This is a genomic window from Achromobacter sp. (assembly GCF_050285565.1).
Taxonomy (GTDB): Bacteria; Pseudomonadota; Gammaproteobacteria; order Burkholderiales; family Burkholderiaceae_B; genus Achromobacter.
This window is the reverse complement of record NZ_JBLZXG010000008.1, coordinates 178,087-194,313: the sequence shown is the minus strand read 5'-3', so window position 1 is coordinate 194,313 and position 16,227 is coordinate 178,087. Positions and strand designations below refer to the sequence as shown.

The window sequence follows — 16,227 nt, the reverse complement described above, 5'->3', positions numbered from 1 at the left end:
GTCCTATTCCTTAGTCTGAAGCGTTGTTCAATGTCCGCCAGTCCGACGGCTCTTGCTGGCTATTCAGCTTTCCTAGCGAAAATGCAAGCATCGCTGCGGCAATCTGCGCGCCGGCGTGCGCATCGGCGCGCGCGCTGCGGGCGAGGAGCAGGCCGTTGGCGGCCTCGGTCACATCCGTGATGGTTCCCAGGCCGAGCGTGTAGGCGTCCAGGGCGGCGCCGTAGGTGACTTCCGTCGTGCTGACGAGCTGCTCGGCGGCGTCATAGGATTCAAGCGCTGTCTCCAACGAGTTGGCCGCCACGACAATCTCGCTCATGGCAGAGTTGCGCAGCTTCTCAAGCGTGGCCCGGGCAACCTTGACCCGGGATTGCGCATCGTGCACCCTCGAACGGCGCATCCCGCCGTCGTACAGCGGCAACGACGCACCCAGCAAAATGCCGCGCGTCACGCCGCTGTTTGAAAGCCCGGAAACCGGGCCAATGGACAGCTCGTTGTGTCCACCCAGCACAAAGCCCGCCAGGAATACCTTTGGCATGAAATCCGCATCCGCAAGTTCGACGCCATTCTCGGCGGCTTTGAGCGCGGCAATGCTTGCCATGACGTCCGGACGATCCGCCAACGCGCGCTGCAGGAGGCCCCCTTGAGGCAGTTCTTGGGGTGTCGGCAGCGGGACGCTTGCACTGTCTGCGATACGCACGCGAGTATCCGGCGGCACCCCCAAGAGATCCAGCATGGCCTGATAGGCATTTCGCTCCAGCCCGGCGTCAGTGACTTGCCGCAGGCGCGCCTGCGCAACCAACTGGCTCGCCTGCGCCGTCTCCACCGTGGTCGCCAACCCTGCCTTGCGGCGAGCACGGACGGCGTCACTCACGGCCACGCTGTTGCGCACGGCTTCCTTGGCGATTTGACTGCGTTGCCGCGCCGCGCCGTACTCGTAGTAGGTGCGCGTGACGTCAAACACCAGCTTCTGGTGCATCGCGTTGAACATGAAATTGGCGCCAATCGATAGATTGCGCGCCGCCTCATTCGCGGCGGCGCGGCGGCCAAAGTCGAATAGCAGCCATTCAATACTCAGAACAGGCACGACGCCGTTGACACTCGAATCGACCCGGACTTCGTGATTCAGCACATCGGGCAGACGCCGGCGCGTCGACAGGTAACCGCCGATCACTTGTGCAGAAAGCACCGGCAGGTACGCGGCTTCCGCAATGCCCACCGCCGAAGCGGCCTGGCGGGCCTGGCCCCAGGCAATACGGGTGGCTGGGTTGTTGCGTTGAGCCACATCAATCAGCGCGGGCAGATCGTAGACCTGATCGGCGGACGGCGTGACGGGTAGAGCCGATGCTGCAGCGGACGACGAGGCGGCGGCCCCGTGGGTCGCCAGCTCGCGCCAATCTGGGGGCACAGAGCGCGGCGTCCACGCGCGGCTGGCGGACGATGGCGCGTCACCCAGGGTGTTGGCGCAGCCCGCCAACATCGCCGCGCCGAGGATCGCAGCGTTACGCAAGCGGAGAAGCGCGCGCGAGTCAGCAGACATCGATCAAGGCCTCCAGGCGACGCACGCTTCGATCCAGGACGCGGCTATCCGGGGAAGACGATTCTTGTAGTGACGCGCTTGCCGATGCGCCATCGAGCGGTGCCTTCAGGCTTGCATCGCTCGCCGTCAATGCGCTCAAGCGTTCCAGACGCGACGCCAAAATGGCGTCACGATGCGCGGGCATCAACGTCAACAGCCAACTTGTCTGGCGCACGACATCGGCGACAGACGTCAGGCGCCGCATATCGGAAAGCGACGGCCGTTCCCGATAGCTTTCAAACTGAGCCAGCGCCAGCGCATGTTCGGCTTGCGCCACACTTTCCGCCAGTTTCGATGCGTGCGACAGGCATACGTCGCGCGCATCCTGCTCGGACATATCTGCGGCCGCGGGCCTGGCCATTCGTGCTAGATGGTTCAACGCCTGATGCAGGCTGTCCCAGGCGCGCTTGATCACGCCCACGGGCCACAACTGGGTCATCATGAAATACAGGACACAATTTCCCAGCAGCACGCCGACGATCCGATCGCGCGCCGTTCCCAGGTCGAAAGTCGGGCCGAATCCTTGCAGCACGGTCAGCAAGAAGGCAAGTGCAACTTGCACGCCGGCATACGAAACACGTGCATTTCCGACCCACACCCACGCCGACAAAAACGTGCCCACAAACACCAGCACCATGATGGAACCTACCGACACCATGTGCGGCATCAGAAATAGGATGGCCCCCATGCCCAACGCTGCGCCGATCAGGCACCCGACAATGCGTAACAGCAGTTTATGCGTGGTTTCGGCCACGGATCCCAACGCGGCGACATAGCAGGTTATCAGTGCGGTGTGTATGCCTTGCCATTGCACCGCCGTGTAGATCAGATAGCAGACGAGCGCCGCCGCCGTGGTCTTGAAGGCATAGCCCATGTGAACGGGATTCGTCCAGGCGTCGGAGCGGAAGAATGAATCTCCCGGGGCCAGCCTTGGATAGCGCGTGGGCGTGCCGGTCATGCGATCCAATGCATCCTGGATTTCTTGAGCGGCCACGGACGGGTCAGACGTCTTTTCTTCGGACGCCAGGACGGGCTTGCCTTGCCCCAACGCCAGCGCGATGCCGCGCGCCTGGCGCGCAAGCGCCTGGTGGCCGGCAGGCAACACATCGGAAGGCAGATTCACCACGATCGTGGCTATCCGATAGCTCTCTTGCGTCGCGCGCGCCAAGCGGCGGATTTCATCGGCGCGGCCCAGCGCCAACAGCCGCGTCACCGCGATTCTTCCCAGCATGTCCTCCTGCCCGTCCCCGACAAGATTACGCAGGCGTTCGCGGGACTCAGGGCCAGGGCGCGCCAAACAATCAGCGCAAGCATGCAGGCGCTCTGCGATGTCTTGCCGCAAAACCTGGATCGGCTTTCGGCCCAGAAAAAGGTTGACCGCCAACACACAGGCCATTGGCATGGTCGCCATGAGCCATGCGTAGAGAATGCCGCGCGTAGCGGCCTCGCCAAAGGGCACGTAATCCAGCAGCGTCAACGCGAAGGCCAGCACCAGGGCGACGATACCGCCCAGTTCTCCGAGTTTGCTGGCAGAGCCCAGGTAAAGCAGGATGAGGGAACTTGTGGCAATCGCAACCACGCGCAACGCCGGGATCTCGATAGTCCAGCGCGTAATCATGAATAGCAGCAGCACGACCAGGACGACCAGCACGGCCAGCGCGACCGCCAGCAACGAGCCTTGCGCCGCGTCCGGCTTCATCACGAAAAAAACCAGGTAACAACTGATGGCGGCTTCGGGTATGCCGTAGATCGCCGCCATCATCGCGGTCAGCGCGCACGCGAGCGCAATACGCCAGGCTTGCGCCAACCGGCCTGGAAAGGGATCGACCACATCGTGCGCCGCCAGGCGCAAGAACCGGCTCCAGGTGTCAGCACTTTTCATCGGCGTGGACAATGACGGTGGCTGAGCCGCCTGCACGCATCAAATCCTGCGGCGGGTTCTTAAGCTGAATGCGTACCGGAAAACGCTGGCCCACACGCACCCAGTTCAGCGTCTTCGGCACGTAGGGAAGGCCGCGCGGAATCGGGATCACATCCTCGGAAGCGACGCCCCAGCCGATCGATTCGACCGTCCCGGAAAGCGCTCTGGTGCGATCGGCGGCGACATACACGCGGGCACAAGCACCAGGCTGGATCAAGGACAGTTCCGTTTCAAGAAAGCCCGCCGACGCGTACCAATTTGTGGTGTCGATCAGACTGAAAGCCGACTGCGCGGGCAGCAAGTAGTCTCCCCGGGCGATCGACAGGCCAACCACGCGACCGTCGTTGGGCGAGTACACCTCGGTTTCACGCAATTGGCGCTCGGCGATCGCGACCTGAACGCGGCTTTGCGTGACCAGAGCGGTGGCCCCTGCGTTCGTCCCGACAAGCGAGTCGGCGGCATCACGCTGTGCGAACGCTTCCTTCAAACTGGTTTCCGCATTGCGTTTCAGCGTCTGGGCGTCATCCACCTGCTGGGCGGTGACGTAGCCCTTGGGGAGCAAGCCCTGCAGGCGTTGCAGCGTTTGCGTGGCGTGAGCGAGGTTGACCTGGGCACGTTGAATCTGCTCGGCGGCAATCATTGCGTTGGCGCCTTCCGCCGCTATGCCTCGGTCCCGGGCGTCCAATGCCGCCTCAGCCACTTTCAGGTTGGCACGCGCTTGTTCGAGTTGCAGCACATAGAACTCTGGATCGATTCTGAACAGCAGGTCGCCCTTCTTGACCAGACTGTTTTCCCGCACGGCGAGCGTCTCGACGCGCCCCGGAACACTGGCGGCCATGCGTGCGACATTCGCGGTCAGGACGGCATCTTCGGACAGTGGGCGGGCGTAAATGCGTGAGAAATAATAGCTTCCCAACACGACCGCCAGGCCGCCAAACACACTTGACACAGCGATCGCAATCGTCCGCCGGCGATGGGAAGGTTTCGGCGCTAGCGGCATGTCATCGGCTAAAGATCAGGAGAGACAGCAAAAACATGACGGCGGCCGCGAACGCCAGGTAAGTCAGAAAGTTGAAAGGCAGAAGTTCGTCAATGCCCGCTCTCACCAGCAGCACACGCATGATGATCGCGGCAAGGCAGCCCGCGACGGCGCACGCTATCCACGACGGAAAGTACGAGTCGAACAGCACCACATAGGGAGGCCGGCTCTGCGCGCATCCCGCAAGAAACCATGGCGCGACAACCACTGCGCTGACTAGACGGATGCTCATGAAACGATGTACCTCGGACCGCGAACCTTTCCGCCATCGAGTGCTTGGCGTAATACATGTTGGGAGGGCGCGTCGGGTCCGCACTGATGCCTGTCTCGACATCCTTTACCCGTCTGGCCCACCCTGCGTCAAATAGCGAGTGAACGACCGGAACGACATTCGCGGCGGATAGTGGCTCTGATTCCCGCATCCGCCGCGAACAGCCCCCGGCTCTAGTGGTGAAAGCCGCCTGATTCGTCCTGCTCGCCTTGCACCGCCACGGGATGCTTGGCGAAATAATCCATGGCGCGACGGAAATCGTCGAGCAACAGACTAGCCAGATCGCGGCTTACACCATGCCGAACCAAAATGCGTTGAACCACCAGATCCTGACGATCGGCCGGCATCGAGTACGCCGGTACCTGCCACCCGCGCGAACGGAGCCGGTCGGCCATGTCATACAAATTGAATCCCGGATTCTTGATGCCGTCCTTGAGCTTCCAGCACAGCGCCGGGATGCCCCGGCTGCGATCGCCGTCGTACAGTATTTCGAACGGCCCCAACTTCGAGATCTCTTTCGACAGATAACCGGCGGTGTCGTAACACGCGTCTTGAATGCGCCGATACCCCTCTTTACCCAGGCGCAGGAAGTTGTAGTACTGGGCCACGATCTGCCCGCCGGGACGCGAGAAGTTCAACGCGAAGGTCGGCATATTCCCGCCAAGGTAGTTCACATTGAAGATCAATTCCTCGGGTAGATGTGCGGCATCTCGCCACACAACCCAGCCCACACCCAACGGCGCCAGACCGAACTTGTGACCCGACGTGTTGATGGACACGACGCGCGGCAGGCGGAAATCCCATTCCAGCTCAGGCGCGCAGAAGGGCGCCAGGAAGCCGCCACTTGCGCCGTCCACATGAATAGGAATGTCCAGGCCAGTGTCGCGCTGAAGCTTGTCCAGCGCATCATGCACCGCTTTGACGGGTTCGTATTCGCACGTGAACGTGACGCCCAGCGTTGGAACCACGCCGATCGTATTCTGGTCGACGCGCTTGATCACTTCTTCGGGGCTCATGATGAGCCGGCCCTTCTCCATCGGAATTTCACGGAGCTCGACGTCGAAGTAGCGCGCGAATTTGTGCCAGCAGATTTGCACTGGACCGCAAATCATGTTGGGTTTATCAGTCGGCAGCCCTGCCGCCTTTTGTTTTTTACGCCATGCCCATTTCATCGCCAGCCCGCCCAGCATGGCGGCTTCGGATGACCCGGTTGTCGAGCAACCCATGGTATTGGCCGCGGCGGGCGAGTTCCACAGATCAGCCAGCATCTGTACGCAACGCGATTCGATTTCGGCGGTTTGCGGGTACTCGTCTTTGTCGATCATGTTCTTATCGATCGACTCGTCCATCAGCTTGTGGACTTCTTCGTCTACCCAGGTCTGGCAGAACGTGGCCAGATTCTGCCGGGAATTGCCATCCAGCATGAGTTCGTCATGCACCACCTGGTAGGCGTGACGGGGGTCGTGCTCCTTCTCTGGGATTTTAAATTTTGGCATGGCTACCGATAGATCGGTAGCTGCGTAGACGTCATCCAGCAAGGCGTTGCGGACGGAGTTTTTGGCGTGTAGCGGCATGGGAATCCTTCAGCAGACGTTCCGTGCCGGGCTAGGCGCGAGCCCCCCTCCCGGACGGATCAAGTTAAGGAGCTGCGTCAGCCGGTCTTATTTCTTGACCTTGCCCCAGCTTTGGATCAACGCATCACGCAGGGCAATTTTCGGATTTTCTTTGCAGTAGGTCAGCAGTTCGGGCTTGACCTTGGTAATCCCCTCCACGTCCAACGTGGCTTCCGTCGGCTTGCCTTGACGATTCACCGCTTCCGCGAAACCCAGCACGGTCGGCTGATACGTTTCATTCACGGCTAGGTAATCACTGCACAGCCAGAGCGCGACGGGTTTAGTCGTATCGGCGTTTGCCGAAGCCGAGACAGCAGCCATGCCGACGAGAGCGAGGGTAACGATAGTTTTCTTCATCTCTATTTCTCCGAAATGTGGAAACGCCTTTGCTCCGATTGAAATTCAGCCTGGCATGATTGGAGCGCACACGCCATGCCTCCTGCGAAATTGCCAAGATACCGGTGGCGGATTTGACGAACCAGACTGCGGCAATATGCCAGCGCCACAACCGATTTTCCTGGCGAATCATTTTGTCTCGTGTCGACTAAATGTGGCAACAAGATACCACTTATTTTTTGAAACAACGATATTTTTCACGTTGTTTCGTACTTTTCTCAAATCCAGATTAGAAAGCGTAATAGTTAATATTAAAAATAATCTTGGATCGCATAGCCTTTGTTGTTCGCCGCGCGATTCAGGCGCGCCAGTCCGCCGGCTTTATTGATCATGTGTTGCCGTGATTTGGCGCTATGGCAATCACGTTTGCGATGAGCACGCGGTACGAGTATTGTGGACGGCGAGTCGCAAACGCTGCTGACCGGCATGGGTGCGGCGGGCGAAACCCAGGATACCCAGTGCCAACCAGCGAGCGGCGGCCAGCCAGGCGAGGCCAAAAAAAAAGCCCTTGATTTCTCAGTGAAATCAATGGCTTATATGCATTCTTGGCGGACAGAGGGGCCGCCAACATTAATTCCGAGACAGTCCAGGAAATACAAAATTTTCCTTTAAAAACAACAATATTTCGGAAAATACTGTCCGCCGGATACCAATGAATTCCTATCAAATCCGTTATAATTTTGATAGTCAATTTGTGAGTTGAATAAATGGCGCGATCAATCAACAGGCTCACGGCCATTGGGGCAGCCCGCCTGGAAAAGCCGGGGCTGTATAGCGATGGCGGCGGCCTCTATTTGCAGATTACAGCGGCTGGCGTGAAGTCCTGGCTACTGCGCTATATGCGCAACGGGCGTGCCCGAGGGATGGGCCTAGGGCCTCTTCATACGATCAGCCTTGCCGAGGCCCGCGCCAAGGCACTCGCCTGCCGTCAGCAACTGCTCGAAGGGATCGATCCCCTGGAGGCCAAGAGCGCCGCCAAGATAGCGGAAAAGCTCTCTGCGGCCAACTCGATCACGTTCGATCAATGCGCCGACGCATATATCGCAGCCCACCAGGCGGGCTGGCGGAATGCCAAACATGCTGATCAGTGGACAAACACGCTGAGGACATACGCAAGCCCAGTCTTCGGTACAGCAACTGTCTCCCTCATCGATACCCCGCTCGTACTCAAGGTACTTGAGCCGATCTGGCAAACGAAAACAGAAACCGCCACGCGGGTACGCGGCCGGATCGAATCCATCCTGGACTGGGCGACCGTTCGCGGCTATCGGACTGGCGAGAATCCCGCACGCTGGAAGGGACACCTGGATCATCTGCTGCCCAAGCGATCCAAAGTGCAACGCGTCAAACATCATCCTGCATTGCCGTACAAGGATGCTCCTGCGTTCTTTCAAACGCTGCGAGCCCAATCCAGCAACTCGCAAAAGGCTTTGGCCTTCCTCATCCTGACCGCGACCCGTACCAACGAAACGATTGGGGCTCAATGGAAGGAGATCGATCTGTCGGCTGGCACTTGGACAATTCCTGCTGAGCGCATGAAAGCGGGCAAAGAGCATCGTGTACCTCTGTCCAAAGCTGCGCTTGAGCTTCTGCATGAAGCGCGGACGGAGCACGCGACCGGTGATGACTATGTGTTCGTCGGGCAGAAGGTGGGGCGCCCTCTTTCAAATATGGCGTTCCTCCAGCTGCTGAAACGGATGAACCGCGGCGACATCACTGCGCATGGATTCCGCTCTACCTTTCGGGACTGGGTGGGGGAAACCACTGCTCACGCTCGAGAAATCGCCGAGGCTGCGTTGGCGCACACCATTAAAGACAAATCCGAGGCCGCCTACGCTCGTGGCGATCTATTCATGAAGCGACTGGCTCTCATGGACGATTGGGCCACCTTCCTCTTGACCCAATAAGCTTCAAATCGAACGCACTTTATTTACCTTTATTCTTATAAACACCAAGACATGAACACATTTCCAAGGAATCCTAGGTGAACGAAGTCATTGCCCCCAAAAAGCAAAAGTCCTCGAAGCGAAAGCTAAGGGGGACATGGTCTGTAGTTCCAGCTCCTCATTCTGAGCTTCCAAACGGGAGGGAGCTGACAGCCTACGTTGACTACGAAACGTGGGAAGCCAGTCGTTGGGCTTGGGAATTTCTACGCAGGAATAAAGAATTCCAGAAGGCTTGTGATAGCTTGCCTCAAGAGAGGGAGGATCGCATTCTCAAGCTGAAAAAATTAATCAGAAATTACGGGTTGACTCAATTCAAACACTGGAAAGAGGAATATGGTTCTGGGCGAGATAACCAACCAATCTTCGATGGCGTTCGTATTCGAGCCAACCTAAAGGAAGACCCCATGGATCTTTCTGACATACCTCCACTGGAGAAAGGACAAGCTCTAATTCTTTTAGAAATCCTTCCATGCCTCGACGATCTCGAATTACTTCAAAAGCGAATGACCTTTGCCTACAAGCAGCTAGAGGAAAGACTGCGAAAATATGCCGAAAAAAACAAACTAGAAAAGCCGGTTTCCCGCAAGCCGAAGATAAACAAGCCTGAAGATCTCATTGCGCACCTCCGGATACTAGACTTAAGGGGTCAAGCAAAGGAGGACAGGCTGAATCCTGCTGAACGCTTTAAAACGGTTTACCCAAGCGAGGATAAGGAACTGGATGCGCATACCAAAGTACAGAGAGAGAAAGATCGTTTTAAGACAGCACGAAGACTTTCCAGCAAGGACTATTTGACTCTAGCCCTTATCTGAGATGAACAACATTAGGGCAATAAAATCACGCGGGGGGGGCTCACGTTGAACCGCAACGTACTCCCCTCGAAAACCTGACGCGCACATAAGGGGGGAGCACGTCAGTACTGTAATGTGCCAATCTATACGAGACGTTTTGGTCTCCTTATAGTAGTCGTGCGCTTTCCAACCACGACTCTAAGGAACATAAATGTCGCTCCCTTTGAACCAAGCGTCTCCCGACTCAACACGCTCTCCCGCAAACGCAGAGGCCGGGACGACATTCTTGCGGCGACAATCTGTCGAACAGATGACCGGCCTCAGTCGCTCATCGATCTACAGCTTCATGGCGCGGGATCTATTCCCCAAACCGATTCCGATCGGGCCGAAAGCCGTCCGCTGGTCCAGCCGCGAAATTCTGTCGTGGATGTCTGAGCGCACCGCCCAGCGCGGATAGGCCACTTCAGGCCATAAAACAGCGCTCCACACACCTACCAACGCCGTTCGTCACTCCCAGCATCGCTACTGTTCACGGCATCTCGTAGCACCGTAAGACGCATCATCGATTAGAACGCAAGAAAACTGCACGCCGCCGATTTGTCGGCGTGCGGGCCTCGCTCAGCCTAACGCTTTGCGAGGTAGTCATTACCTTATATAGATACACATTCTGTCGTACCCCTAGCGACCCAATGGCCAGATTCACGACAGAAGCATCCAAGGAATCCTGAATTGAAGCTCCAGATTTCATCTCCCGAAGCGATAGGCATTGATACTGTCATCCTACGCGTTCCTTACCACGGCGAAAAACTACGTACTCAGTACACTCAGCGACTTACGCCTGATGGCGAAGTAATACAGATGGGTAGTTATGCCGTGTGCATAAAGGGCAAAGCCGGGCAACACACAGTCAAAGTTCGACACGACCAACAACGCAATGAGCTTCAAATTGAGGGCTCAGCATATGGTTTTCTGTATGGACAAAATGTCTTCACGGGAATCAACCTCCCATGGATCACACACCATCTTTTGAAGAAGGTTGCCGAAAAGCTGTCGCTTCCCGAAACGCAACTCGCCCAATGGAGTGCAGCTCAAATAGTGGTGGATCGGCTTGATCTAGCAATGAATCTGAACTTGGGGAGCGACGAGGATGCCAATTCGGCACTTGTTCAACTTGGCCAGCAATTCGCTGCCCGTCAACGTTCCATGTTCATGCAGGCAACGACCCTGTACTGGAATCCACGTCTCGGCAAGGATTACCTGATCGCACTGTATGCGAAGGGGCCTGAACTGCAAGCAACGCATGACCGCCGCAAGGACGACAATCCAATCCTCAAACGTATGCTCGAGCAAACTGTGGGCATGCTCCGGGTGGAGCTTCGGTTTCGCCGTCCAGAGCTCCAGAAGCTGTGCATGACTCGGGTGACCGACTGGACACGCCAAAGCATGACGAACGCCTTTTGCCGTTACTTTGCACGCATGCCGATCTGGAACGTAACCTCCGGGTCGCTTACCGGCGAGGAGCTCGAGGGTCTGTCACCGGCAGAAAAACGCTACCTCGCTTTTCACAAACTCGGTGCGCCGATGCGATTGTTGTTCACGGAGCGATCAACTCAGCGTTTCCGCAAGAGCTTTCGAGAAAAGCACCACCTTGACCTGCGCTGCCCTAATCGTGAGCAACGAACCATGAGATTGGTGGATCTCATGTCTGATCCTGACCGCGTCGTGAAAACGCCCAAGTGGCTCATTGAAGCAGGTTGGGCGCCGCGCCAAGCCAAGCCAACTCAAGGCAAGCCAACTGCAGCATAATCCGTAGACGATAGCCCGGCTCGGCAAACAGCGGGGCCACAGCCGCCCCACTGTTTGTTGGCGTTCGCCATCCCTTCGTCTCGCTTCGACGGGAAAGAGGAACCCTCCGGCTGCATCCTGTGTGGTGGCCTTAAGCGAACCACCGTCCCAACGGCCGTGGCACTTAAGAGCCAGTGCTCATCCAGACCCGCTACCGCTAAGCTGCCAGGAAGAAAGCCAAAATTAAGTACATCGCCAACTAGCTTCCGGAGTGGCACGAGGAGAAACGCCGATGACAACCAAACGTTGCGCCTACTGCGGCGAGTTGTTTCAGGCTCGCCCCCAAGTTCCTGACCAGACGTACTGTGCCTCCAAGGGATGCCAACGTGCCCGAAAGCGACAGTGGCAGCAAGTCAAACTACAAAGCGATGCAGCATATCGAGCCAATCAGCGCGACGCTCAACGGGCATGGCAAGAGCGTCATCCGGATTACTGGAGGGACTATCGCGAAACCCACCCTGCATATGCGGAGCGCAACCGTGACCGCCAACGATTAAAGCCCTCACGTCTGTCCATATCAACAATTGCAAAGATGGACACGTCGGCGCCGCTCGATGGCATATACCAACTCCGAATCGTCGCTGCGCATCCTCTCGAAAATCGCGCCGGTTGGATCGTGGAGCTGGTTCCCGTCTGCGACCAATGCCCTTGCAAAAAAGATGCTTGCAAATAGAGGATGTAATCGACAGGTCGCTAACGAGTCCTTACCGTTGTCTTCACGGAAGGCTTACATCTTATGCCCGCCAAGCAGATAAGACTCCAGAAAGCTCACAAGCACATCACGAATCGTCCCATCGAGCGCCTTTCGCAATTTCTCCAAAGCATCAACCCCCAATCGCCTTGAACGCGCAATCTCATGGAAGCGGAAGATCCCCTCATCGGTACCCCTGCATCGCAAGTCACACTGCGCGCGGCAGAGTATGTCCGAATGTCGACCGATCATCAGAAGTACTCCACTGAGAATCAAGCAATGAGAATCCGCGACTACGCGCAGCGACGCCACATTGAAATCGTAAAGACCTACGCGGACGAAGGCAAAAGTGGACTACGCATGGACGGCCGACAAGCGCTTCAGCAGCTCATCAAAGACGTTGAATCACACCAGGCTGACTTCCAAATCATCCTCGTCTATGACGTCAGCCGTTGGGGTAGATTCCAAGACGCAGATGAGAGCGCGTACTACGAATATGTCTGCCGACGTGCAGGTATCCAGGTTGAGTACTGTGCTGAGCAGTTTGAAAACGATGGCTCACCTGTGTCTACTATCGTTAAAGGCGTGAAGCGAGCCATGGCTGGCGAGTACAGCCGCGAACTCTCTGCAAAAGTTTTCGCCGGTCAATGTAGGCTCATCGAGCTCGGCTTTCGACAAGGGGGACCAGCGGGCTACGGCCTGACACGCGTACTGATCGACCAATCGGGAATGGTGAAGAGCGAACTAGGGCGTGGCGAGCACAAGAGCCTCCAGACCGACAGGGTCATCCTTAAGCCCGGACCAGCAACAGCAGTCGCGACAGTCAATAAAATTTACAGCTGGTTCGTCAATGACGGAGCTTCCGAGCAAGAGATAGCTACCCGGCTAAATGACGAAGGGATTCAGACCGATCTAGGGCGAAACTGGACTCGAGCGACTGTTCGTCAGGTCCTGAGCAACGAGAAGTACATCGGCAACAACATCTACAATCGCGTATCGTTCAAGCTTAAAAAAATCCGCATCATCAACCAGCCAGACATGTGGATCCGCAGGGACGGGGCGTTTGAGTCAATCGTGCCCAGCGAGCTCTTCTATACCGCCCAAGGAATCCTTCGTGCACGCGCCCATCGCTACAGCAATGAAGAGCTGCTTAACAAGCTGCGCAATCTCTTCCAACGCCGTGGATATCTCACGGGCCTGATCATCGATGAAGCAGAGGGAATGCCGTCTTCCGCAGCTTACGCGCACCGGTTTGGAAGTCTCCTTCGCGCATACAAGGCCGTTGGCTTTACTCCAGATCGAAGCTATCAATATCTCGAAGTCAATCAGTTCCTCAGACAGTACCATCCGGCCATCGTGAGCCACACCGAACAGATGATCTGCGCCCTGGGAGGAGTTGTCAGGCGCGATCCCGCGACGGACCTATTGGACGTGAATGCTGAGTTCACAGTCTCCATAGTCTTGGCCCGTTGCCAGACGCTTGAGACAGGCCACAGACGTTGGAAAATCCGGTTTGACACCGGCCTTGCCCCTGACATAACGGTGGCCGTACGCCTTAATGAGTCGAATCAGTCACCGCAAGATTATTACTTACTGCCTCGCTTAGACCTGTGCTGGCCCACAATCAACCTTGCCGACCATAATCGAATTGAGTTTGAGAGCTACCGGTTTGACGATCTGGATTATCTCTACGGAATGGCTGAGCGCAGCTACGTACGAAGGGCGGCATGATGAAGACACAACCCTTGCCCGACCTGCAGATGATCCCGGTCGACCAGATCGACATCCTCAACCCGCGAGAACGCAATGGCCGCGTCTTCCAAGAAATTTTGACGAACATTCGGGACATCGGCCTCAAAAAGCCGATCACTGTCACAACCCGCTTGGCCTCTGATGGAAGGCAGCGGTATCTGTTGATCTGTGGCGAAGGGCGCTTAAAAGCGTTCCGAAGCCTGGGGGAGGCCACTATCCCTGCTCTGGTAGTCGACGTGAACGATGAGGATGCGTTCATCATGAGCCTTGCAGAGAACATCGCTCGCCGAAAATACCATCCACTAGAGCTGTTGAAGGGGATAGAACGCCTTCACGACCAGGGCTACGATAAGCGCGCGATTGCGCAGAAAATCGGACTTGGTGCCGACTACATCCAGGGAATTCTCTACCTCCTAAAAAACGGTGAAGAGCGGCTTCTTGCCGCTGTCGAAACCGGACGAATTCCGCTCAATGCAGCTATCGCTATAGCGGGGGCCGGAAATGACGACAAAGCGATTCAAGCAGCCCTTCAAGACGCATACGAATCAGGCCATCTCCGCGGCAATCAGTTGATACAAGCACGACGGATAATTGATCGACGTCGCACCTTTGGCCGCACGGTGTCTCACGGACGCTCACAATCGAAAACAACGGTCACTTCATCAAGTCTAGTCCGCAACTATCAGCGCGAAGTGGAGCGTCAGAAGCTCATGATAAGAAAGGCAGAGTTTTCTCAACAACGGCTGCTCTTCATTGTCGAAGCTCTCCGGGAGCTGTTGAACGATGAAAACTTCACAACCTTGTTACGGGCTGAGAATCTGGATACGTTCCCCAAATACCTTGCAGAACGTGTTTGGCCAGGGGGACGTGTGACATGAATTCTCCTCTGCTTGGCTTCATCCCTGAACCCATAAGCCTGCCTCTAGACAAGATCCTGCCATCGCATAAGGTCCAGGAGGGAATGGTCGAAACACGCAAGTTCAAACAGATTCTCTCCTCAATTGAAGAAATCGGATTGATCGAACCGCTGACGGTTGGCAAGGCAGTGCGCCCCGGAGATTTGCACATCCTCTTGGACGGGCACATCCGAATGCTTGCGCTCCAAAAGCTCTGCTTCAACGTCGCCCCATGTCTTGTTGCGACAGACGATGAGAACTACACATACAACAATCGCCTCAATCGGCTGTCGTCTATCCAGGAACATCTCATGATCCGAAGGGCAGTAGATCGCGGCGTGCCCAAGGAGCGCCTTGCCAAGGCACTTAACGTAGATATCACGTCAATCGTGAAGAAGATGAACTTGCTAGATGGTGTCTGCAAAGAGGCCGCTGAGCTCCTTAAGGAGCAACACTTCTCCGCCAATCTCGGGGCCGTTCTGCGCAAGATGAGACCCACCCGACAGATCGAATGTGTCGAGCTGATGGTAGCCGCGAACAACATGACTGTTGCCTACGCTCAAGCGCTGATCGCCGCTACTCCGAAAGAGATGCTCGTAGACGAGAAAAAACCGAAGAAACTGGCCGGCCTCACGCCCGAGCAAGCGGACAAAATGGAGCAGGAAATGAGCAATGTCTTCGGCCAGTTTAAGCTGTTTGAACAGTCATACGGACAAGACGTTCTGAATCTGGTACTTGCCAAAGGATTCCTTGCCAAGCTTCTGGGCAACGAAAACATTCGGAGGTACTTGGGAAGACACCAACAGGGCATGCTAGCCGAGTTTGAACGCATTGTTCAGACCGTCTCGCTAGAAAAGTGACCCAGCGATTGACCGACCTTTCTACGCACTTCGTTTCATCATCTTCAATGTCTAAAAGGCCTTTTTGAGCGATTTGGCACAGGCACATGGCTCACAGCGGCAGTGAGCGCTTACAGAGTCTTGGCGGAAGCCCCCCTCGACTCCTGAGCCAACTTTAGATCGGTGCGGTGCAGCCTAGCCTCAGCGATTTTTGACTTGATTCCGGCCAACATAAGTCCCGTTCAAGGACAATCCGCAAAAGGATGCTGGGCCGCTTCTGGCAAAAGAAATGGTCGCTTAGGGCTTCCCCATTTCCTTGGCGAATCTGTAGGCGCCCTTAACTAGCATTCTTCGGAGATGGCAAATGGATATTGCCCGCCATTTCTACGAATAAGCCTCCTGCTGTGCTCTTAGGCTTTTGAACATGTCGGCACAAGGCGCCGCCGGTCTTTCAGCCTGAGCTACACGTACCCTCTTTACCGTCACCGCCAGCCAGCCTCAATTCTCCGCGCCTGCGGCGGTGCGAGCTGTATCGACCTCCCGGCGGAAAGCCCTCTGTAGGCTATCCCCGCCGCGCATGGCCTATACCCCATAGACCGGGTGAGGCTGATGCGTTGGGCTTGCTACAGCGGGTCATGCGAATGCTTACGG

The 16,227-nt window shown here is 56.7% G+C and carries 13 protein-coding genes; 7 read left to right on the top strand and 6 right to left on the bottom strand.

Annotated features, from left to right (window positions below; genetic code table 11):
- Positions 1–10: 10 nt before the first annotated feature.
- The 6 genes from ACN6O8_RS18425 to hdeA all read right to left on the bottom strand — a co-directional run bounded on the left by ACN6O8_RS18425 (position 11) and on the right by hdeA (position 6,777).
- Positions 11–1,537, bottom strand: a complete 1,527-nt coding sequence (locus tag ACN6O8_RS18425; RefSeq protein ID WP_427992440.1) for a TolC family protein — start codon at positions 1,535–1,537, stop codon at positions 11–13.
- Positions 1,527–3,494 carry an FUSC family protein gene (locus ACN6O8_RS18420; protein WP_427992439.1) on the bottom strand — a complete coding sequence of 656 codons (1,968 nt, stop codon included), beginning with the start codon at positions 3,492–3,494 and terminating at the stop codon, positions 1,527–1,529. The genes ACN6O8_RS18425 and ACN6O8_RS18420 overlap by 11 nt, the downstream gene beginning before the upstream one ends.
- Positions 3,445–4,497, bottom strand: a complete 1,053-nt coding sequence (mdtN, locus tag ACN6O8_RS18415) for a multidrug transporter subunit MdtN (protein ID WP_427992438.1) — start codon at positions 4,495–4,497, stop codon at positions 3,445–3,447. Before mdtN ends, ACN6O8_RS18420 begins: the two co-directional genes overlap by 50 nt.
- 1 nt (position 4,498) lies before the next feature.
- Positions 4,499–4,768 carry a YtcA family lipoprotein gene (locus tag ACN6O8_RS18410; RefSeq protein WP_427992437.1) on the bottom strand — a complete coding sequence of 90 codons (270 nt, stop codon included), beginning with the start codon at positions 4,766–4,768 and terminating at the stop codon, positions 4,499–4,501.
- 212 nt (positions 4,769–4,980) lie between these two features.
- Positions 4,981–6,381 carry a glutamate decarboxylase gene (locus ACN6O8_RS18405; protein WP_427992436.1) on the bottom strand — a complete coding sequence of 467 codons (1,401 nt, stop codon included), beginning with the start codon at positions 6,379–6,381 and terminating at the stop codon, positions 4,981–4,983.
- An 87-nt stretch (positions 6,382–6,468) separates the two neighbouring features.
- Positions 6,469–6,777, bottom strand: a complete 309-nt coding sequence (gene hdeA, locus ACN6O8_RS18400) for an acid-activated periplasmic chaperone HdeA (RefSeq protein WP_427992435.1) — start codon at positions 6,775–6,777, stop codon at positions 6,469–6,471.
- 746 nt (positions 6,778–7,523) lie between these two features.
- On the opposite strand from hdeA, the gene ACN6O8_RS18395 reads away from it, so the two are divergent.
- From ACN6O8_RS18395 to ACN6O8_RS18365, 7 genes are all read left to right on the top strand, one after another.
- Positions 7,524–8,723, top strand: a complete 1,200-nt coding sequence (locus tag ACN6O8_RS18395) for a tyrosine-type recombinase/integrase (RefSeq protein ID WP_427992434.1) — start codon at positions 7,524–7,526, stop codon at positions 8,721–8,723.
- A gap of 77 nt (positions 8,724–8,800) precedes the next feature.
- Positions 8,801–9,574 (top strand): transcriptional regulator domain-containing protein, encoded by a 774-nt coding sequence (locus tag ACN6O8_RS18390; protein WP_427992433.1) that lies wholly within the window; start codon positions 8,801–8,803, stop codon positions 9,572–9,574.
- A gap of 190 nt (positions 9,575–9,764) precedes the next feature.
- Positions 9,765–10,010, top strand: a complete 246-nt coding sequence (locus tag ACN6O8_RS18385) for a helix-turn-helix transcriptional regulator (protein WP_173144128.1) — start codon at positions 9,765–9,767, stop codon at positions 10,008–10,010.
- 272 nt (positions 10,011–10,282) lie between these two features.
- Positions 10,283–11,359, top strand: coding sequence for a phage/plasmid replication protein, II/X family (locus ACN6O8_RS18380; protein ID WP_427992432.1), 1,077 nt, complete (start codon positions 10,283–10,285; stop codon positions 11,357–11,359).
- Positions 11,360–12,254: 895 nt separating this feature from the next.
- Entirely contained in the window at positions 12,255–13,820 is a 1,566-nt protein-coding gene (locus tag ACN6O8_RS18375) for a recombinase family protein (RefSeq protein ID WP_427992431.1), read from the top strand.
- The gene (locus ACN6O8_RS18370) at positions 13,817–14,719 is read left to right on the top strand and encodes a plasmid partitioning protein RepB C-terminal domain-containing protein (protein ID WP_427992430.1); all 903 of its coding nucleotides are present in this window, start codon (positions 13,817–13,819) and stop codon (positions 14,717–14,719) included. The genes ACN6O8_RS18375 and ACN6O8_RS18370 overlap by 4 nt, the downstream gene beginning before the upstream one ends.
- Positions 14,716–15,597, top strand: a complete 882-nt coding sequence (locus ACN6O8_RS18365; RefSeq protein WP_427992429.1) for a plasmid partitioning protein RepB C-terminal domain-containing protein — start codon at positions 14,716–14,718, stop codon at positions 15,595–15,597. The genes ACN6O8_RS18370 and ACN6O8_RS18365 overlap by 4 nt, the downstream gene beginning before the upstream one ends.
- Positions 15,598–16,227: the final 630 nt, after the last annotated feature.

Coding starts and splice junctions, on each gene's coding strand:
- ACN6O8_RS18385 (WP_173144128.1), top strand. CDS start 9,765: ATGTCGCTCCCTTTGAACCAAGCGTCTCCCGACTCAACACGCTCTCCC.
- ACN6O8_RS18370 (WP_427992430.1), top strand. CDS start 13,817: ATGATGAAGACACAACCCTTGCCCGACCTGCAGATGATCCCGGTCGAC.
- mdtN (WP_427992438.1), bottom strand. CDS start 4,497: ATGCCGCTAGCGCCGAAACCTTCCCATCGCCGGCGGACGATTGCGATC.
- ACN6O8_RS18410 (WP_427992437.1), bottom strand. CDS start 4,768: ATGAGCATCCGTCTAGTCAGCGCAGTGGTTGTCGCGCCATGGTTTCTT.
- ACN6O8_RS18365 (WP_427992429.1), top strand. CDS start 14,716: ATGAATTCTCCTCTGCTTGGCTTCATCCCTGAACCCATAAGCCTGCCT.
- ACN6O8_RS18395 (WP_427992434.1), top strand. CDS start 7,524: ATGGCGCGATCAATCAACAGGCTCACGGCCATTGGGGCAGCCCGCCTG.
- ACN6O8_RS18405 (WP_427992436.1), bottom strand. CDS start 6,381: ATGCCGCTACACGCCAAAAACTCCGTCCGCAACGCCTTGCTGGATGAC.
- ACN6O8_RS18375 (WP_427992431.1), top strand. CDS start 12,255: ATGGAAGCGGAAGATCCCCTCATCGGTACCCCTGCATCGCAAGTCACA.
- ACN6O8_RS18425 (WP_427992440.1), bottom strand. CDS start 1,537: ATGTCTGCTGACTCGCGCGCGCTTCTCCGCTTGCGTAACGCTGCGATC.
- hdeA (WP_427992435.1), bottom strand. CDS start 6,777: ATGAAGAAAACTATCGTTACCCTCGCTCTCGTCGGCATGGCTGCTGTC.